The sequence below is a fragment of the Streptococcus sp. 32226D021BW genome (genome assembly GCF_053545015.1).
Genome location: NZ_JBPPVC010000001.1, coordinates 72,029 through 90,514 on the forward strand (window position 1 = coordinate 72,029; position 18,486 = coordinate 90,514).

At 41.5% G+C, this 18,486-nt stretch carries 18 protein-coding genes; 15 read left to right on the forward strand and 3 right to left on the reverse strand.

The genetic code is table 11. From position 1 onward, the window contains the following. Nucleotides 1–16: 16 nt before the first annotated feature. From phoU to ACEE44_RS00410, 5 genes are all read left to right on the forward strand, one after another. Entirely contained in the window at nt 17–673 is a 657-nt protein-coding gene (gene phoU, locus ACEE44_RS00390; RefSeq protein ID WP_105125423.1) for a phosphate signaling complex protein PhoU, read from the forward strand. A gap of 146 nt (nt 674–819) precedes the next feature. Further along, nucleotides 820–1,248, forward strand: a complete 429-nt coding sequence (locus ACEE44_RS00395; RefSeq protein ID WP_449170848.1) for a hypothetical protein — start codon at nt 820–822, stop codon at nt 1,246–1,248. 141 nt (nt 1,249–1,389) lie between these two features. Continuing rightward, complete coding sequence (locus ACEE44_RS00400) at nt 1,390–2,061, forward strand: response regulator transcription factor (protein WP_105117942.1); 672 nt, start codon at nt 1,390–1,392, stop codon at nt 2,059–2,061. After that, nucleotides 2,054–3,436: a sensor histidine kinase gene (locus ACEE44_RS00405; protein WP_449170849.1), complete on the forward strand. Its 1,383-nt coding sequence runs from the start codon at nt 2,054–2,056 to the stop codon at nt 3,434–3,436. Before ACEE44_RS00400 ends, ACEE44_RS00405 begins: the two co-directional genes overlap by 8 nt. Nucleotides 3,437–3,610: 174 nt before the next feature. Next, nucleotides 3,611–4,840, forward strand: a complete 1,230-nt coding sequence (locus ACEE44_RS00410) for a transglutaminase domain-containing protein (protein WP_332411482.1) — start codon at nt 3,611–3,613, stop codon at nt 4,838–4,840. A 45-nt stretch (nt 4,841–4,885) separates the two neighbouring features. On the opposite strand, the gene rpsT is transcribed toward ACEE44_RS00410, so the two are convergent. After that, nucleotides 4,886–5,134 carry a 30S ribosomal protein S20 gene (gene rpsT / locus ACEE44_RS00415; protein WP_012027069.1) on the reverse strand — a complete coding sequence of 83 codons (249 nt, stop codon included), beginning with the start codon at nt 5,132–5,134 and terminating at the stop codon, nt 4,886–4,888. 61 nt (nt 5,135–5,195) lie between these two features. Next, nucleotides 5,196–6,113, reverse strand: a complete 918-nt coding sequence (gene coaA, locus ACEE44_RS00420; RefSeq protein ID WP_449170850.1) for a type I pantothenate kinase — start codon at nt 6,111–6,113, stop codon at nt 5,196–5,198. A 112-nt stretch (nt 6,114–6,225) separates the two neighbouring features. Here coaA and ACEE44_RS00425 point away from each other — a divergent pair, with 112 nt between their 5' ends. The 9 genes from ACEE44_RS00425 (at nt 6,226) to ACEE44_RS00465 (ending at nt 14,823) form a co-directional block, all read left to right on the forward strand. Continuing rightward, nucleotides 6,226–6,816 carry a class I SAM-dependent methyltransferase gene (locus ACEE44_RS00425; RefSeq protein WP_449170851.1) on the forward strand — a complete coding sequence of 197 codons (591 nt, stop codon included), beginning with the start codon at nt 6,226–6,228 and terminating at the stop codon, nt 6,814–6,816. Continuing rightward, entirely contained in the window at nt 6,813–8,090 is a 1,278-nt protein-coding gene (locus tag ACEE44_RS00430) for a pyrimidine-nucleoside phosphorylase (protein WP_449170852.1), read from the forward strand. Before ACEE44_RS00425 ends, ACEE44_RS00430 begins: the two co-directional genes overlap by 4 nt. 14 nt (nt 8,091–8,104) lie before the next feature. After that, nucleotides 8,105–8,767 (forward strand): deoxyribose-phosphate aldolase, encoded by a 663-nt coding sequence (deoC, locus tag ACEE44_RS00435; protein WP_449170853.1) that lies wholly within the window; start codon nt 8,105–8,107, stop codon nt 8,765–8,767. Continuing rightward, the gene (locus tag ACEE44_RS00440; RefSeq protein WP_449170854.1) at nt 8,754–9,143 is read left to right on the forward strand and encodes a cytidine deaminase; all 390 of its coding nucleotides are present in this window, start codon (nt 8,754–8,756) and stop codon (nt 9,141–9,143) included. Before deoC ends, ACEE44_RS00440 begins: the two co-directional genes overlap by 14 nt. Before the next feature lie 81 nt (nt 9,144–9,224). Continuing rightward, nucleotides 9,225–10,292 (forward strand): BMP family lipoprotein, encoded by a 1,068-nt coding sequence (locus ACEE44_RS00445; RefSeq protein ID WP_449170855.1) that lies wholly within the window; start codon nt 9,225–9,227, stop codon nt 10,290–10,292. A gap of 136 nt (nt 10,293–10,428) precedes the next feature. Continuing rightward, nucleotides 10,429–11,964, forward strand: coding sequence for an ABC transporter ATP-binding protein (locus tag ACEE44_RS00450; protein WP_449170856.1), 1,536 nt, complete (start codon nt 10,429–10,431; stop codon nt 11,962–11,964). Continuing rightward, on the forward strand, nt 11,957–13,018 hold the full coding sequence (locus ACEE44_RS00455; RefSeq protein WP_449170857.1) for an ABC transporter permease: 1,062 nt from the start codon (nt 11,957–11,959) through the stop codon (nt 13,016–13,018). Before ACEE44_RS00450 ends, ACEE44_RS00455 begins: the two co-directional genes overlap by 8 nt. Before the next feature lies 1 nt (nt 13,019). Beyond that, a complete protein-coding gene (locus tag ACEE44_RS00460; RefSeq protein ID WP_171998878.1) occupies nt 13,020–13,973 on the forward strand; it encodes an ABC transporter permease in 954 nt (317 codons plus the stop codon). Between the two features lie 316 nt (nt 13,974–14,289). Continuing rightward, the gene (locus ACEE44_RS00465) at nt 14,290–14,823 is read left to right on the forward strand and encodes a dihydrofolate reductase family protein (protein WP_449170858.1); all 534 of its coding nucleotides are present in this window, start codon (nt 14,290–14,292) and stop codon (nt 14,821–14,823) included. Nucleotides 14,824–14,860: 37 nt separating this feature from the next. Here the strand turns inward: ACEE44_RS00465 and ACEE44_RS00470 are convergent, their stop codons facing one another. Further along, nucleotides 14,861–15,844 (reverse strand): L-lactate dehydrogenase, encoded by a 984-nt coding sequence (locus tag ACEE44_RS00470; protein WP_449170859.1) that lies wholly within the window; start codon nt 15,842–15,844, stop codon nt 14,861–14,863. 189 nt (nt 15,845–16,033) lie between these two features. Between ACEE44_RS00470 and gyrA the strand changes: the two genes are divergently transcribed. Continuing rightward, on the forward strand, nt 16,034–18,484 hold the full coding sequence (gyrA, locus tag ACEE44_RS00475) for a DNA gyrase subunit A (RefSeq protein WP_449170860.1): 2,451 nt from the start codon (nt 16,034–16,036) through the stop codon (nt 18,482–18,484). The last annotated feature ends 2 nt before the right edge of the window (nt 18,485–18,486 follow it).

Here is an 18,486-nt window from a genome sequence, read left to right on the forward strand (position 1 = left end):
TAGAAAAGAGGTTCGTATGTTAAGAGCTCAGTTTGAAGAAGAATTAGGCAAACTCCATAATCAATTTTATGCCATGGGTAACGAAGTGTTGGCACAAATCAATAATGCCGTTCGTGCTTTCACCACTCATGATCGTGAGTTAGCAAAAGAAGTGATTGAAGCGGATAAGAAAATCAATGCTTTTGAAGTGAAACTAGAGAAAAAATCACTTGAAATCATTGCCCTTCAACAACCTGTTTCAACAGACCTTCGTCGTGTTATCACTGTTTTGAAGGCTACTAGTGACTTGGAGCGTATGGGTGACCATGCTGTTTCAGTTGCCAAGGCTGCGATTCGTATGAAGGGGGAAGTTCGCATTCCTGTTGTTGAAGAAGAAATCAAGAAAATGGGTCGCGAGGTTCGTCAACTAGTAGAGCAAACCTTGGAACTTTACCTTGGTGATGCGGACATGGAGCGTGCTTATGAAGTAGCGGCACGTGACGAAGTGGTCAATGATTTTTACTCATCTATCCAAGAATTGACAACTGAGGAAATCAAGAAAAATCCGGATTCTTTGGTTGCTGGTCGTGACTATTTCCAAGTGTTGACTTACTTGGAACGTGTTGGTGACTATGCTAAAAATATCTGTGAGTGGGTTGTTTACCTACGAACTGGCGACATCACTGAATTGTAAGATGGAAGTCCGAAAGGACTTCTTTTTGTATGGAATAAGAATGTGCTACCTACCTTTAGTTTGCTTTAAGTTTTTCATTTTATACTATTTTTATCATCAGATAGTTACCATTATTCTGATAAATATAAATTGAAAAGAGGAATTTCATGTCAATCATCAATCTATTAAAGTCGCAATCGAAAACAGTATTGGCAGCGGTTGCTATAACTGCGGCCACTGTAGGATTTGCTGGTGGGATGTCAGTTGCAAAAAGTGTAGGAAATGCGACTAGTCAAAGCCAAGCCACTTTGGCGCAAAACCAAGATAATTCAATCGTTGGAAACCAACCCCCTCCAGCACCTAATGGTCGTTTACGAGGTAAGCCTCCTGGCAAAAATGGAGCAATGCGAGGAGTGCCGTCCGATTACAATGCTAATACTAATAGAATGTCACCTAATCAAGCTACAATACCGCCCGATGTCACAAGTGGTTCTAGTCAGTCGAATACTTCCTCTGATGAAGTCAATGCCCTAAAAGAGAAAAATAAAGAAATAAAAGCACAAATTTCAGGTAGTTCCGTGACATCAAACCAATAGGAAAAATAAGAAAAAAGTGGTATAATTGACCCAGCTTTGTTGGTCATACAGAGTGAACTCGATAAAAGTGACAGAAAATCAAAGTTCAAGTTCTTCCTTAGTTCCTTGAACGATTTTACATAGTAGAAAAAGGTGAAAAATATGATAAAGATTTTGTTGGTAGAAGATGATTTAAGTCTATCTAACTCCGTTTTTGACTTCCTAGATGACTTTGCAGATGTCATGCAGGTTTTTGATGGAGAAGAAGGAATTTACGAGGCTGAGTCAGGTGTGTATGACCTTATTCTCTTGGACTTGATGTTGCCTGAGAAGGATGGCTTCCAAGTCTTGAAAGAATTGCGTGAAAAAGGAGTGACAACCCCTGTTCTGATTACAACAGCCAAGGAAAGTCTTGAAGATAAAGGTCACGGATTTGAATTGGGTGCGGACGATTATTTGACCAAGCCTTTCTATTTGGAAGAGTTGAAAATGCGTATTCAAGCCCTCCTTAAACGTTCAGGTAAATTCAACGACAATCAATTGACCTACGGTGATGTGACAGTTGATCTTGCGACTAATTCCACTAAGGTAGATGGTAAAGAAGTTGAACTACTGGGCAAAGAGTTTGAACTATTGGTCTATTTCCTACAAAATCAAAATGTTATCCTACCTAAGACACAGATTTTCGATCGCTTGTGGGGATTTGACAGCGATACGACCATTTCAGTAGTGGAAGTTTATGTGTCAAAAGTTCGTAAAAAATTGAAAGGAACGGCCTTCGGAGAAAATCTGCAAACCCTTCGCAGTGTCGGCTACATTCTAAAGAATGTTTAAGAGATATAAAAAGATTGTCAATACGGAAAGTTTTTCCTTCTTCATTCGCTATTTTGCTGTATTTACCCTGATATTTGGTTTGATGACAGCCATCATCTTTCAGCTCATGCGCTCCACTATGTATCAGACGACAGATGATACACTAAGTCGGATTAAGGATGAACCCTCTATGATGATTGGTTTTGCAATTGCGCGGACCTATGAGCCAGATTCTGAATTTATTATCCATGATGAAAGTGAGCAACCTTCTGCAACAACTTCCACCTCAACTACGGCTTCATCGGAGGCTCCACCACCAAAGGATAAGAAAGGTGATCAACCAATGAGGTTAGGCACCAATACCCATGTTTTGCTCTATAGCAAGAGTGGTGCGCTTTTGAACCCGGATAATTTTACAGGTTTATCCGATTTGAAAGTCGATAAAGAAAAGTTGGGGGAAATCAAGGAGTTGACGGTTGAAACTCCATTTGGTTCTGAGGAACATTACCGCTATATAACGGTTGAATTATCCGCGGAGGATTTGGGCTATTATTCTAACTATGATATTACCTGCGCAACGATTTTGGTCAATGTCAGCCAGATAAAGTCTTCTATTGGAACTTATGAATCGACTGTAGCTGTAGTTATGATTTCTGCTTGGTTGATTTCGATTGTCGCTAGTATTTACTTGGCTAATCTCAGCATGAAACCTATTTTAATTAGCTATCAAAAGCAAAAGGATTTTGTTGAGAATGCTAGCCACGAATTGCGTACACCACTAGCGGTATTGCAAAATCGTTTGGAAAGTCTATTCCGTCATCCAGAAGCAACGATTTTGGACAGTAGTGAGAGTATTGGTTCTAGTCTGGAAGAAGTACGAAATATGCGCCTACTGACGACCAATCTGCTTAATCTTGCTCGGCGTGATGATGGATTTAAGCTAGATATAGTAGAGGTGAGCCCTGCCTACTTGGATGAAGTATTTGAAAACTATCGTATCATTGCTGAGGAAAATGGCAAGAAATTTAAGTGTAACAATCTCATTCAAAAGTCCTTCCGAACGGACAGGGTTCTGTTGAAGCAATTATTAACGATATTATTTGATAATGCAATGAAATACACGGATGAGAATGGTGACATTCACATTACGGCTACTATGAAGGAGCGCTATGTTTCCATCGCTGTAGCTGATAATGGTCTAGGTATCTCAGATGCAGATAAGAAGAAAATATTTGACCGCTTTTATAGGGTTGATAAGGCACGGACACGCCAAAAAGGTGGTTTTGGTCTGGGACTTTCTTTGGCTCAACAGATTATCAAATCCCTCAATGGTCAAATTCTTGTCAAAGATAATCAACCAAAAGGGAGTATTTTTGAAGTCCACCTTCCTAAATAATACTAGTTAGATTAGTTCTTGATTTTATGAGATGAGATAAAAAAGAGGAGTGGTGAAAACTTGAAACTGGTTTTCCTACTCCTCTTTTTGGTCAAGTGTGATATACTAATTTGTAAGAGCTCTGGAATCTGTCATTTTGCTAGTTCAAGAGCCAATAGTTGTTAGGAGTGAACAATGAAAGAGTATTTCTATGCCCGAAAATTACCCCTTATTTGCCTCCTCAGTCTTTCGGTGATCACTTTGACTGCTTGTTCAACTGACCAAGTAGCAGACAAACTAAAAGACCTGCAATTTGAATTTGTTCAGGAGAAAAAAGAACGTGAAGTAGAATTGTCTGCGCTAAGGGAAGAAGTTGCGGGGAATTTTTATTTTCAAGAGTTGGATACAGACAGGGAACGGCGTGTCTATCTCCAATTTGTTAATGGCTTGAGAAAAAGAGAAAGCAGGATTGAGATTGATTCGGTCAATCAGGAAACCTATACTCGTGTCTATTTTTCTGTTGCCAATGATTTCCCGGAATACTATTGGTTAACGGATGCCATGGTTGATGGGATTGGTTTTTCAGACTTATCAAATCCTATCTATCCTGATGATGCTGAGCAAGTCAGTTGGCAACTTGAAAATCTTGCTCGAACTATTATCGAACAGGCTCCCCAGGGTTCAGATTATGAGATGGTCAAGTTTTTCTACGAAACCATTATCAAACAAACTGACTATGATTTAGAGGCCCTGTCCAATGACAGTCTTTCTTGGAAAGAACAGGGGATTACCAGTGTTCTTCTTGAACGGAAATCTGTATGTGCAGGCTATAGCCGAACCTTTCAGTATCTATGTAAATTAGCTGGTATAGATTGTATCTATGTGAGTGGAATGGCCAATAGTGAGCAGGGAAACCAAATCGGCCATGCATGGAACCTGGTTCAGATTGATGGTCAGTACTACGGTATTGATACGACCTGGGGTGATCCTGTCTTTGAAGAAGCCATGGGTGGTCAAGCGAAATCAGATATTTCTTATGACTATCTCTGTGTTACGGATGAATTTTTAAATAGAAGTCGAAAGGCTGATAGTGATTTACTGGCTTACTGGGGCAAGGAATACCCTTTTCAGTCAAGGCCTTTGACCTATCCATCTGCTCAAGATAATTCCCTTAATTATTATATGCAGATGGGAGCCTATTTCCCAAGCTTTGATGAGCTAGCCATCTTAGAAAGTGTTCGTCAGCAGAAAGAGCAGGGTGCAGAGAGGATTTTTCTGCAATTCGCAAACCAGCAAGCCTTGCAAGAAATGGTGAATTTAGCAGGCAGCGACAATAATTCCCTCTTTGATGCCCTGGGTTATGTCTATACCTATCAGTACTATTATAATAACCAGACCTATACATTTGAAGTGACTGGTTGGTGAGTATGAGAGAATAAAAAAAAGGAAACCCGAAGGTTTCTTTTTTTATTAAGCAAGTTTTGATGCAAGACGTGCTTTGTCGCGGCTTGCTTTGTTTTTGTGAATCAAACCTTTAGTTTCTGCTTTATCGATTGCTGAGCTAGCAGCGCGGAAAAGCTCTTCAGATGGGTTAGCTTCAAATGCTTTAATTGCAGTACGCATAGCTGATTTTTGTGCTGAGTTTTTCTCGTTTTGTTTAACGTTCAATTCAGCGCGTTTGATAGCTGACTTAATGTTTGCCAATGGTTTCACCTCCACCCTTTCTTGTACTAACTATACCATTATATCTGAAAAGACTTGATTTGACAAGTGAAAATTATTATTTTAGATAAATTTTATCGATTTCGTGGTTTTCAGCCTTATGAAGTATGATGTCGGCTCTGTTTCTCGTTGGCTCGATATATTTTTCTAGGTTAGCGAGATTGATATTCTTCCAGGTATTTTGTGCAATGGCGATGATTTCAGGATAGGTCATTCGTGTAAAACGATGGTAATAGTTGCTGGGGTCATTTTTAGCTAATGTCAATAATTTTTGAAAACGTTCCAAATACCAAGTTTCAATATGTTCCACATCGGCATCAACGTATATAGACAAGTCAAAATAATCGCTGACATAAAGTCGTTGGTTTTGTGGATTTTGAAACACATTGATACCCTCGACAATGAGAAAGTCTGGAGCCTTAATTTCCTGAAGCTGATCAGGTATGATGTCATAAATCTCATGAGAATAGACAGGGATTTGACAATCGTAACCATTTTTTATTTTATCTAGGAAATCAATCAATTTTTCCATATCATAGGACTCTGGAAATCCTTTTTTGTTCAGTAGCTGGCGCTCTTCCAGAATGGCATTTGGATAGAGGAAGCCATCTGTTGTGACCAATTCAACCTTGGCGTGTTTAAAGGTACGGGCGATAAGAATTTGAAGCAGGCGGCTGGTGGTGGATTTTCCTACGGCCACACTACCAGAAACACCGATAATAAAGGGCTGAGGCTTGATGGATTTTTGTAAGAAGAGGCTCTTAGTGAAATTGAGATCCTTTCTAGCCTTTCGATAAATATGAATAAGGTTGATAAGAGGCAGATAGATATCTGATACTTCATGAAGCTGGATACGGTCATTGAAACTCTTGATAGAATTGAGTTCTTTTTGGCTCAGGGGAATAGTGGTCTTCCGATGGAGCTGTTGCCAGGTTTTTCGGTCGATTTCTTCAAAATTTAAAAATTCATTCTTCATAGTTTATTCTTTCTAACAGAAGTAAGCGTTTTACATAATACTTACATTTTATCATATTTTCCAATCTTGCAAAACTCTTGAAAACGTTTTTAAGAAATGATATAATCGGAGTATGTCTAATATGTATTATGAAAAGAATCCAAGTGCAGCACATGATATTCATGAACTCCGTGTCAGCTTGCTGGATACTCCGATGACCTTTTTTACAGACGCAGGTGTATTTAGTAAGAAAATGGTTGATTATGGAAGTCAAGTGCTTTTAAAGTCCCTTGATGTTGCGGAGGGAAAAACTCTCTTGGATGTGGGTTGTGGCTACGGACCTCTGGGATTGACCTTAGCAAAAGTCTATGACCTAGATGTTACCATGATTGATGTCAATAGCAGAGCTTTAGAGTTAGCAGAAAAAAATGCTGAGAAAAATGGTGTTTCTGCGACAATTTTCCAATCCGATGTTTATGAAGCAGTTGAGGGTAGTTTTGATTATGTGATTTCTAACCCTCCCATTCGAGCTGGTAAGTCAGTTGTACATGAAGTGATTACAGGTGCCAAGGAACATTTGATTGACGGTGGTAGCTTAACTATTGTTATCCAGAAAAAACAAGGGGCACCGAGCGCTAAAAAACGGATGGAAGAAGTGTTTGGGAATTGCCAGATTATTAAAAAAGATAAGGGATACTATATCCTTGAAAGTGTGAAAGAATGAGAGCTGTTGATTTAATTCAGAAAAAACGTGATGGCTTGGAGTTGACTACAGAGGAAATTCAGTGGTTGATTGATGGCTATGTGGATGGCAGTGTACCTGATTACCAAATGTCAGCCTTGGCTATGGCGATTTACTTTAAAGGAATGTCTACAAGAGAGATTTCAGATTTAACCATGGCTATGGTGCATTCGGGTGAGGAAATTGACCTTTCAGCGATTGCAGGTGTAAAGGTTGATAAGCACTCAACTGGTGGTGTAGGTGATAAGGTTACCTTGATTTTGGCACCGCTTGTGGCAAGTTTTGGTGTTCCCGTTGCAAAGATGAGCGGTCGAGGTCTGGGCCACACAGGTGGCACACTTGATAAGTTAGAATCTATCAAGGGCTACCAAATTGAAGTGAGTCAAGACGACTTTATCAAGCAGGTGCAGGATATAGGTGTAGCCGTTATCGGTCAGTCAGACAATCTGGTTAAGGCTGACAAATTGCTTTATGCCCTACGTGATGTGACGGCAACTGTGGATATCATTCCTCTGATTGCAAGCTCTGTCATGTCTAAAAAGATTGCGGCGGGTGCCGATGCCATTCTTCTTGATGTAACTGTTGGCGAAGGTGCCTTCATGAAGAACATCGAAGATGCGCGTGTTCTTGCTCGAACAATGGTAGACCTTGGAAAAGCTGTAGGTAGAAAAACTGTAGCTGTCTTGACGGATATGTCCCAGCCAGTAGGTACCTCTATTGGTAACCGTTTGGAAATTCTAGAAGCTATCGACATTCTAAAGGGAAATGGCAGAGAAGATGTGACAGAATTCATCTGTGAATTGGCTCAAATCATGCTTGGTTTGGCAAATGTTGAAAAGACTGTGGAAGAAGTTCGCCAGCATATCGAAAACGGATCTGCCCTCAAGAAATTTGAAGAGATGGTTGTGGCTCAGGGTGGTGATTTAGAAGACTTATATCGTCCGGTTCAAGTTTCTAATCAGGTTGACGTACTCTCTGATGAAGATGGTTACATCGTTGGACTTCCAGCCTTGGAATTCGGTCTATTTGCTATGAGAATTGGTGCTGGTCGGGCTGTTAAGACAGATGATTTGGACTATGAAACAGGAATTGTCTTCCATAAGAAAGTCGGAGAAGGGATTGCCAAGGGTGAAAAAATCGCAACAATTTACGCAAATGAAAATATTTCGGAAAATTTGCTTACAAATTTCAAGAAAAATGTTAAAATAGATAAAGTAAGTGTAAAAACGAAAGAAATCATCGAGATTATTTCATAATGTACGGAGAAAGTATGAAACTTAATAAATATATCGATCATACCATTTTAAAGCCAGAAACTACTAAAGAACAGGTTGCTCAGATTTTGGCAGAAGCCAAAGAATACGACTTTGCTAGTGTTTGTGTCAATCCTACTTGGGTAGCCTACGCAGCCCAAGAATTGAAGGATAGTGACGTTAAAGTTTGTACCGTCATCGGTTTCCCTCTAGGTGCCAATACACCAGCTGTAAAGGCTTTTGAAACCAAAGATGCTATTGAAAACGGTGCTGATGAAATTGATATGGTCATCAATATCGGTGCTTTGAAGTCTAAAAATGATGAATTGGTCTTAGAAGATATCAAGGCCGTGGTAGAAGTGAGTGGGGAAAAACTTGTCAAAGTCATTATCGAAACCTGCCTGTTGACAGAAGAGGAAAAAGTAAAAGCTTGCCAATTGTCAAAAGAAGCGGGTGCAGATTTCGTCAAGACCTCAACTGGCTTCTCAACAGGTGGTGCAACTGTTGAAGACGTTGCACTCATGAGAAAAACGGTTGGCCCAGATATGGGTGTCAAAGCTTCTGGTGGTGCTCGTTCTTATGAAGATGCCATTGCCTTCATTGAAGCAGGTGCAACTCGTATCGGAGCTTCTTCAGGTGTAGCCATTATGAAGGGAGAAAAGGCGGATGGCGACTACTAATCTACTTGATTTGGTTGTGGAAAATAGCCGTCATGCGTATGTTCCCTATTCCCACTTTCCAGTAAGTGCAGTCTTGGTTGCTAAAGATGGTCAAATATTTACAGGAGTAAATATCGAAAACGCAAGCTTTGGTCTTACCAATTGTGCGGAAAAAACAGCAATCTTTAAGGCTGTTTCTGAGGGGGTTCTTGATTTTTCTGAAATCGTCATTTATGGTGAAACAGAAAAGCCAATCTCTCCTTGTGGGGCTTGTCGTCAAGTGATGGCAGAATTTTTTGAACAGGATCTAAAAGTGACCTTGGTCGCTAAAGATAAATCGACAGTCGAGATGACAGTCGGGGAATTACTTCCATATTCTTTTACAGACTTGACCTAAGTTTGTAAGCCAGTCTTTAGACTGAAACCATTTATCATTGCAACGAAATGTTGCCAAAGAATTTTTTAGGAGGGTTCAGAAATGAACAAGAAACTTGTTGGTTTGGGTGTTGTATCACTTGCAGCACTTACTCTTGCTGCCTGCGGTAGCCGTACATCAAATAGCTCATCAAGTAGCGAAACTGCTGAGTCATCAGTAAAAGCTGCGATCGTTACTGATATCGGTGGTGTTGATGACCGTTCATTCAACCAATCAGCTTGGGAAGGTTTGACTGCATGGGGTAAAGAAGCTGGTTTTGAAAAAGGTAATGGCTATGACTACTTCCAATCAGCTAGCGAATCTGACTATGTAACGAACCTTGATTCAGCTGTTTCAGGTGGGTACAACCTTGTGTTTGGTATCGGTTTTGCCTTGGAATCTGCAATTGCAGAAGTTGCTCCAAATAACACTGATACACATTATGTAATCGTAGACTCTGTTGTACCAGATCTTGATAACGTAGTTAGCGTTGGTTTTGCTGATCACCAAGCATCATACTTGGCAGGTGTTGCAGCGGCTAAATCAACAAAATCTAACCACGTTGGTTTCATCGGTGGTATGGAAGGTGTCGTAATCGACCGCTTTGAAGCTGGTTTCGTAGCAGGTGCCAAATCTGTTAACCCATCTATCAAAGTAACAGTTGACTACGCTGGCTCATTTGGTGATGCTGCTAAGGGTCAAACACTTGCTGCTGCTCAATACGCTGCAGGTGCTGACGTAATCTTCCACGCATCAGGTGGTACAGGTAACGGTGTATTTGCTGCTGCAAAAGCTGAAAACGAAACTCGTAACGAAGCTGATAAAGTTTGGGTAATTGGTGTTGACCGTGACCAATCTGCAGAGGGTGAGTACACATCTAAAGATGGTAAAGCTTCTAACTTCGTATTGGCTTCTACAATCAAAGAGGTTGGTACTGCTGTTAAAGATATCGCAACAAAAGCTGTTGCAGGAGAATTCCCTGGTGGTACTGTAGTTCAATTCTCGCTTGCAGATAAAGGTGTAGAATTGGCTGAAACCAACCTTTCAGAAGATGCTTCAAAAGCTATCGCTGAAGCGAAACAAGCAATCATCGATGGTAAGGTTGAAGTTCCAGAAACTCCAGAAAACTAATCTTTTGAATTAGAATTTTCCGAAGCGGCGGCTGAAATCGGTCGCCCTTTTCGGAGCTGAGAATTTTTCTCAGTAAAGCCTATCAGAAGCTGATAGGTTTTACTGACAAAAATGATAGTCAGAAAGGAAGAAGATTATGACTAGGGATAATGTCATTGAAATGCGCAATATTACCAAGATTTTTGGTGAATTTGTAGCAAATGACCACATCAACTTACATGTCAGACGAGGTGAAATCCACGCCCTTCTTGGTGAAAATGGCGCTGGTAAATCAACTCTTATGAATATGTTGGCAGGTCTTTTGGAGCCTACCAGCGGAGAAATTGCAATTAACGGTGAGGTTGTATCAATTGACTCACCTTCTAAAGCTGCCCATTTAGGTATTGGTATGGTGCACCAGCACTTTATGCTGGTTGATGCTTTCACAGTTGCTGAAAATATCATTCTTGGTTCAGAAACAACCAAGGCAGGTGTGATTGACCTCAAAAAAGCCATTGCTGAAATCAAAGAATTGTCCGAGCGTTACGGCCTAGAAGTTGATCCGACAGCTAAAGTAGCAGATATTTCTGTCGGAGCTCAACAGCGCGTAGAGATTTTGAAGACCCTCTATCGTGGTGCAGACCTCTTAATTTTTGACGAGCCAACGGCTGTTTTGACTCCTGCGGAAATAGCAGAGCTTCTCAAAATCATGAAGAAATTGATTGAAGAAGGCAAGTCTATCATTCTGATTACTCACAAATTGGATGAAATTCGTGCTGTTGCGGATCGTGTTACTGTTATTCGTCGTGGTAAATCCATTGAAACAGTTGATGTTGCTGGTGCAACCAACCAAGATCTTGCGGAGTGGATGGTTGGTCGTTCTGTATCCTTCAAAACAGAAAAAATTGCTTCAAATCCCAAGGAAGTTATCCTATCTATCAAGGATTTGGTAGTAAACGAAAACCGTGGCATTCCGGCAGTTAAAGGCCTTAATCTTGAAGTTCGAGCTGGAGAAGTAGTTGGTATTGCTGGTATCGATGGAAATGGACAGAGTGAGCTTATCCAAGCCATTACAGGTTTGCGTAAGGTAAAATCAGGTTCCATTACCATCAAGGGTGAGGAAGTTGTTGGTAAAACACCTCGTAAAATCACTGAGATGCAGGTCAGCCACGTTCCTGAAGATCGTCACCGTGATGGCTTGGTATTGCAAATGTCTGTTGCAGAAAATATTGCTTTGCAGACATACTATAAAGAGCCAAACTCTAAGAATGGTATTCTGAATTACAATATTATCAATGAAAAGGCACGTCAGCTAATGCAAGAGTTCGATGTGCGTGGTGCCAGTGAGTTAGTTCCTTCTAAGGCCTTGTCAGGTGGTAACCAGCAGAAAGCCATTATCGCCCGTGAAATTGACCGTAACCCAGATCTTCTCATCGTTAGCCAACCAACTCGTGGTTTGGACGTTGGTGCTATCGAGTACATTCGTAAACGTTTGATTACAGAGCGTGACAAGGGCAAGGCAGTTCTTGTTGTCAGCTTTGAATTGGATGAAATTTTGGATGTTTCAGACCGCATTGCTGTTATCCATGACGGTACTATTCATGGTATCGTAGATCCTGCGACGACAAACAAGCAGGAGTTGGGTGTCTTGATGGCAGGTGGAAAATTAGAGAAGGGAGAAAGTCATGCCTAAGAAATATCACAATGTGGCCCTTCCGTTCATGGCAGTATTTTCTGGTCTGTTGTTAGGTGCCATTATCATGCTTGTCTTCGGTTATGACCCAATTTGGGGCTACGAAGAACTATTCTATTCAGCTTTTGGTAATGTGAAATCAATCGGTGAAATTTTCCGTGCTATGGCACCACTGATTTTTACCGCTTTAGGTTTCGCAGTAGCTAGCCGTGCTGGTTTCTTCAACGTCGGTTTGCCTGGTCAAGCCTATGTGGGCTGGGTATTCGCAGGTTGGTTTGCCTTGTCAAATCCAGATTTGCCCCGTCCAGTTCTTATTTTAGCGACAGTAGTTATTGCCATGATTGCTGGTGGTATAGCTGGTTCTATTCCAGGTATCTTGCGTGCCTATCTTGGTACCAGTGAAGTTATCGTCACAATCATGATGAACTACATCTTGCTTTACTCATGTAACTATATCATTCGTGAAATATTTGCTGATGATTTGATGAAGAATACGGATTCGACGATCAACGTTTCAGCCAATGCTTCCTACCAGACAGAATGGCTCCGCGCTTTGACAGACAATTCACGGATGAACTTGGGTATCTTCTTTGCAATCGTTGCTGTCGTTGTTATTTGGTTCCTCTTGACCAAAACAACTCTTGGTTTTGAAATTCGTTCAGTTGGTTTGAACCCAACGGCATCCGACTACGCAGGTATGTCAGCTAAACGTACCATCATTCTTTCAATGGTTATCTCAGGTGCCCTTGCGGGTCTTGCTGGTGCTATCCAGGGTCTTGGTACCTTCCAAAATGTCTACATTCAAAGTGGTAATTTGGATATTGGTTTCAACGGTATGTCTGTTGCTCTCTTGGCTTCAAACTCACCGCTCGGTATCCCATTGGCAGCCTTCCTATTTGGTGTTCTCTCTGTTGGGGCACCAGGTATGGTTCGTGCCCAAATTCCACCTGAATTGATAAACGTTGTAACAGCGTCTATCATCTTCTTCATCGGTGTGAAATTTATCTTTGAGCAATTGCTTAAAGCAAAAAATAAAGCGAAAGGAGCGAAATAAGATGAATATTTCCATTCTTGCCTTACTCATTTCGCAGATGTTAATCTACTCAGCACCTCTGATTTTTACAAGTCTTGGTGGTGTCTTCTCTGAACGTGGCGGTATCGTAAACGTTGGTTTGGAAGGAATCATGGTAATTGGTGCTTTTGCCGGTGTTGTCTTCAACATTGAATTTGCTGAAACCTTTGGGAAAGCAACTCCTTTGTTAGCGATCCTAGTTGGTGGTTTAGCAGGTGTCTTATTTGCAGCAATTCACGCTATGGCTACCATTAACTTCCGTGCAGACCACGTCGTATCTGGTACAGTGTTGAACCTTCTAGCTCCAGCCTTGGGTGTCTTCCTTGTCAAAGTAATTTACAACAAGGGTCAAACAGACAGTATTACTCAGTCATTTGGTAAGTTTTCATTCCCAGTATTGGCTGATATTCCGGTTATTGGAGATATTTTCTTTAAGAATACGAGTTTGATGGGCTATGTTGCTATTGCAACAGCATTCCTGGCATGGTTCATTCTCTATAAGACTAAGTTCGGCCTTCGTCTTCGCTCAGTTGGTGAACACCCACAAGCAGCTGATACACTTGGTATCAATGTTTATGCTATGCGTTATGCAGGTGTATTGATTGCTGGTTTCCTTGGTGGTGTTGGTGGTGCAGTAAGTGCCCAATCCGTAAACATCAACTTTTCAGCAACAACAATCGTTGGCTCAGGTTTCATTGCCTTGGCTGCCGTTATCTTTGGTAAGTGGAACCCAATTGGTGCCATGTTAGCTAGTCTTTTCTTTGGATTATCTCAAAGTTTGGCGGTAGTAGGTAGCCAGCTTCCAGGTTTGAAAGATATCCCAACCGTATATCTCCAAATTGCGCCTTATCTAATCACAGTCGTAGCTCTCTCTGCCTTCTTCGGAAAAGCAGTAGCACCAAAAGCTGATGGTGTTAACTATATTAAATCTAAGTAATAAAAAGGTCCAGTGGACCTTTTTATCATGAGCTTGAAAACTGGAGAGCGAATAACAACCCCGACGGGTTGTTTTATCATGAGCTTGAAAACTGGAGAGCGAATAACAACCCCGACGGGTTGTTTTTTCATGAGCATGAAAACATGATGGTGAGTAAAGGTCCAGTGGACCTTTTTATCATGAGCTTGAAAATCAGAAGGCAAACTAGTCTGGCAGCATAGGTGACACTTTTTGCTCGAAATTAAAATCCATCTTCTGCCTAATATAGATTTTTATGTTATACTTGGTTACTCGAGAATATGTGAGGAGGAAAGTTATGGCTAGACGCCTAGTTTTGAATATTGCAATGAGTTTAGACGGTTATATCGCTCGAACAGACGGGAGTTATGATTGGATAGAGGGGCATGGTACAGATAAATATGACACGACCTTGCAATTCGATAATCCCGCATTTTTCAGTAGCTGTGATACGGTCATCATGGGGCGAAAATCATTGGAAGATTGCCCTCTGGAGATGATTGAGGGATATCAGGAAAAGCAGTTTATCATTGCCAGTCGTTCTGAATATGCTAACTATAACAATGTACGATTTGTAAAGGACATTGTTGCAGAAATCGAGCAATTGCGAGCAGAAGAAGGTGGTGATATCTGGCTTTTTGGTGGTGCTAGCTTGGTTCAAACCTGTCTAGAAGCTGGAGTGATTGACCATTTCATTATTGGGATTATTCCAATAATCTTAGGTGAGGGTATTTCACTTTTTGATAGACTGCCCAAAGAACAGAAATTGATTTTAGTAGAATCAACAGTCGCTGATGGCATTGCCATGTTACGGTATGATATACGAAAATAGAAAAAAGGTGGACCAATGGTTCACCTTTTTAGTCTACTTAGTTTTTAACACCAACAGCAATTTCTGGGTTGGCGAAAGCATCATCAATGATGTCTTTCAATTGCTTAGCAGAAGCTTGCATTTTTTGCAATTCTGAATCGTTCAATGGGATGTTTACTGGACGAACGATACCGTGTGCACCGATGATAGCTGGTTGACCGATGAAGACATCTTCAACACCCTTATATTGACCAGCTTGGTAAACTGACAATGGAAGAACTGCATTTTCATCGTCAAAGATTGCTTTTGTGATACGAGCAAGAGCAACACCGATACCGTAGTAAGTAGCACCTTTTTTGTTGATGATAGAGTAAGCAGCGTCACGAACGGATACAAACAAGTCAACAAGACCTTGCTCATCGATGTCGCGATTGTCTTGCAACCAATCATACAATTTCACACCAGCAACGTTAGCGTGTGACCATACCGCAAATTCAGAGTCACCGTGTTCACCCATGATGTAAGCATGGACAGAACGTGCGTCGATACCGATTTTTTCAGCCAAAGCATGACGGAAGCGAGCTGAGTCAAGAGAAGTACCAGAACCGATAACGCGTTCTTTAGGGAAACCTGAGAATTTCCAAGTTGAGTACGTCAAAACGTCAACTGGGTTAGCAGCAACAAGGAAGATACCGTTGAAACCAGAGTTAACGATTTCAGTAACGATTTGTTGGTTGATACGAAGGTTTTTCTCTACCAATTCAAGACGAGTTTCACCTGGTTTTTGTGGCAAACCAGCTGTCAAAACAACTAGGTCTGCATCGTGAGCATCTGAATACTCAGCAGAGTAGATTTTCTTAGGCGAAGTGAAAGCTAATGCGTGGCTCAAATCTTCTGCGTCACCTTGTGTACGGTCTTTGTTAATATCGATGATACCCAATTCTTGACCAATACCTTGGTTAACAAGAGCGTAAGCATAAGCAGAACCTACGGCACCGTCACCGACAAGGATTACTTTTTTGTGTTGTTTAGTTGCAGTCATGTTCTAAACATCTCCTTAGTTTAATTTGGGGATAGGTCTATCCCAACCATTTAACATTCTAGCACTTTTTACAGCGTTTGTCACTTGTGAAAGGGACTTTGAAAATGTTTACATGATAGTTTTCAATAAAGAGTTTTGTCGTAAAATATGGTATAATAGAGGCACAATGACTGTTGAAAGAGGCATAAGATGCAAGATAAAAACTTAGTAACGGTTAACCTGACCAATGAGATGAAATCTTCCTTCATCGACTATGCGATGAGTGTTATCGTTTCACGTGCTTTGCCAGATGTGCGTGATGGTCTCAAGCCTGTTCATCGCCGCATTTTGTACGGAATGAATGAGTTAGGGATTACACCAGATAAACCACATAAGAAATCAGCCCGTATTACAGGGGATGTTATGGGTAAATACCACCCACACGGTGATAGTGCCATATATGAAGCTATGGTACGTATGGCGCAGTGGTGGAGCTACCGCCATATGCTAGTTGATGGCCACGGAAACTTTGGTTCTATGGACGGTGATGGTGCGGCCGCCCAACGTTATACAGAGGCTCGCATGAGCAAGATTGCTCTGGAAATGCTCCGTGATATTAACAAGAACACGGTAAACTTTGCGGACAACTATGATGCCAGTGAGCGTGAGCCAGAAGTTCTACCGGCTCGCTTCCCTAACCTTTTGGTCAATGGTACAACAGGTATCGCTGTAGGTATGGCGACCAATATTCCGCCCCATAACTTGGGCGAAACCATCGAAGCTGTGAAGCTGGTGATGGACAATCCAGAGGTAACAACTCGGGAAATCATGGAAGTCCTTCCTGGACCAGACTTTCCGACTGGTGCCCTGGTCATGGGGAAATCAGGTATCCACCGTGCCTATGAAACAGGGAAAGGCTCTATTACCCTTCGTTCTCGTACGGAGATTGAAGAGTATGGAAACGGCCGAGAGCGCATTGTCGTTACTGAGTTTCCATACATGGTTAACAAGTCCAAGGTACAAGAGCATATTGTCAAATTGGTGCAAGAGAAGCGTATAGATGGAATTACGGCTGTTCGGGATGAATCCAACCGCGAGGGTGTGCGTTTTGTCATCGAAGTTCGCCGCGATGCTTCTGCCAATGTTATTTTGAATAATCTCTTCAAGCAAACTCAGTTGCAGACTAACTTTAGTTTCAATATGTTGGCTATCCAAAACGGGGTGCCGAAAATTCTTTCTGTCCGTCAGATTTTAGAATCCTATATTGAACACCAGAAGGAAGTAGTCACTCGTCGTACGCAATTCGATAAAGAAAAAGCAGAAGCGCGTGCTCATATCTTGGAAGGCTTGCTGATTGCCCTTGACCACATTGATGAGGTCATTCGCATTATCCGTAATTCAGAAACGGACGCTATTGCCCAGGCTGAGTTGATGGAGAAATTTGAGCTTTCTGAACGTCAGAGCCAGGCTATTCTTGATATGCGCCTCCGTCGATTGACAGGCTTGGAACGTGACAAAATTCAGTCTGAATATGATGAGCTGATTGCCTTGATTGCTGATTTGGCTGATATTTTGGCCAAACCAGAGCGTGTTGTCACGATTATCAAAGAAGAATTGGATGAGGTTAAGCGCAAGTACGCTGACCCACGTCGTACAGAATTGATGGTCGGAGAAGTTCTTTCTCTTGAAGATGAGGACTTGATTGAGGAAACAGATGTCTTGATTACCCTGTCAAATCAAGGATACATAAAACGTCTGGCTCAGGATGAATTCCAGGCTCAGAAACGTGGTGGACGTGGTGTTCAAGGAACAGGTGTCAAGGACGATGATTTTGTGCGTGAGTTAGTTTCAACTAGCACCCATGACCGCCTCTTGTTCTTTACCAACAAAGGTCGTGTTTATCGTTTGAAGGGGTATGAAATCCCAGAATATGGTCGTACGGCTAAAGGATTGCCAGTTGTCAACTTGCTCAAGCTAGAAGAAAATGAGTCTATTCAGACCATCATCAACGTGACCAAGGACCAAGAAGCAGATAGTTATCTCTTCTTCGCAACCCGTCAAGGTGTTGTCAAACGGACCAGTGTTTCAGAATTTGCCAATATCCGTCAAAGTGGTCTTAAGGCCTTGAATCTGAAAGAAGATGATGAATTGATTAACGTCTTCTTGACAAATGGTCAGGCGGATATTATCATGGGTACTAAATTTGGTTACTCTGTTCGCTTTACAGAAACAGATGTTCGGAATATGGGGCGTACTGCAACGGGTGTTCGTGGTATCAATTTACGTGAGGGAGATCAGTTGGTTGGTGCGACCATGATTTCAGATGATCAAGAAGTCCTTGTCTTGACAGAAAAAGGTTTTGGTAAGCGAACACCAGCCAGCGAATATCCTACCAAAGGCCGTGGTGGTAAGGGGATTAAGACCCTCAAAGTTGCTGAGAAAAATGGTTCTTTAGCGGGATTGACTACTGTATCGGGCGATGAGGACATTATGGTCATTACCGATACAGGTGTGATTATTCGTACAAGTGTTGCCAATATTTCCCAAACTGGTCGTTCAACCATGGGTGTCAAGGTCATGCGCCTAAATGATGAGGCAAAAATTATGACATTTGCATTAGTGGATGCTGCAGATGTCAAGAATGAAGAAGAGCAGGAGTAGAA

Coding starts and splice junctions, on each gene's coding strand:
- phoU (WP_105125423.1), top strand. CDS start 17: ATGTTAAGAGCTCAGTTTGAAGAAGAATTAGGCAAACTCCATAATCAA.
- ACEE44_RS00395 (WP_449170848.1), top strand. CDS start 820: ATGTCAATCATCAATCTATTAAAGTCGCAATCGAAAACAGTATTGGCA.
- ACEE44_RS00400 (WP_105117942.1), top strand. CDS start 1,390: ATGATAAAGATTTTGTTGGTAGAAGATGATTTAAGTCTATCTAACTCC.
- ACEE44_RS00405 (WP_449170849.1), top strand. CDS start 2,054: ATGTTTAAGAGATATAAAAAGATTGTCAATACGGAAAGTTTTTCCTTC.
- ACEE44_RS00410 (WP_332411482.1), top strand. CDS start 3,611: ATGAAAGAGTATTTCTATGCCCGAAAATTACCCCTTATTTGCCTCCTC.
- coaA (WP_449170850.1), bottom strand. CDS start 6,113: ATGAAGAATGAATTTTTAAATTTTGAAGAAATCGACCGAAAAACCTGG.
- ACEE44_RS00425 (WP_449170851.1), top strand. CDS start 6,226: ATGTCTAATATGTATTATGAAAAGAATCCAAGTGCAGCACATGATATT.
- ACEE44_RS00430 (WP_449170852.1), top strand. CDS start 6,813: ATGAGAGCTGTTGATTTAATTCAGAAAAAACGTGATGGCTTGGAGTTG.
- deoC (WP_449170853.1), top strand. CDS start 8,105: ATGAAACTTAATAAATATATCGATCATACCATTTTAAAGCCAGAAACT.
- ACEE44_RS00440 (WP_449170854.1), top strand. CDS start 8,754: ATGGCGACTACTAATCTACTTGATTTGGTTGTGGAAAATAGCCGTCAT.
- ACEE44_RS00445 (WP_449170855.1), top strand. CDS start 9,225: ATGAACAAGAAACTTGTTGGTTTGGGTGTTGTATCACTTGCAGCACTT.
- ACEE44_RS00450 (WP_449170856.1), top strand. CDS start 10,429: ATGACTAGGGATAATGTCATTGAAATGCGCAATATTACCAAGATTTTT.
- ACEE44_RS00455 (WP_449170857.1), top strand. CDS start 11,957: ATGCCTAAGAAATATCACAATGTGGCCCTTCCGTTCATGGCAGTATTT.
- ACEE44_RS00460 (WP_171998878.1), top strand. CDS start 13,020: ATGAATATTTCCATTCTTGCCTTACTCATTTCGCAGATGTTAATCTAC.
- ACEE44_RS00465 (WP_449170858.1), top strand. CDS start 14,290: ATGGCTAGACGCCTAGTTTTGAATATTGCAATGAGTTTAGACGGTTAT.
- ACEE44_RS00470 (WP_449170859.1), bottom strand. CDS start 15,844: ATGACTGCAACTAAACAACACAAAAAAGTAATCCTTGTCGGTGACGGT.
- gyrA (WP_449170860.1), top strand. CDS start 16,034: ATGCAAGATAAAAACTTAGTAACGGTTAACCTGACCAATGAGATGAAA.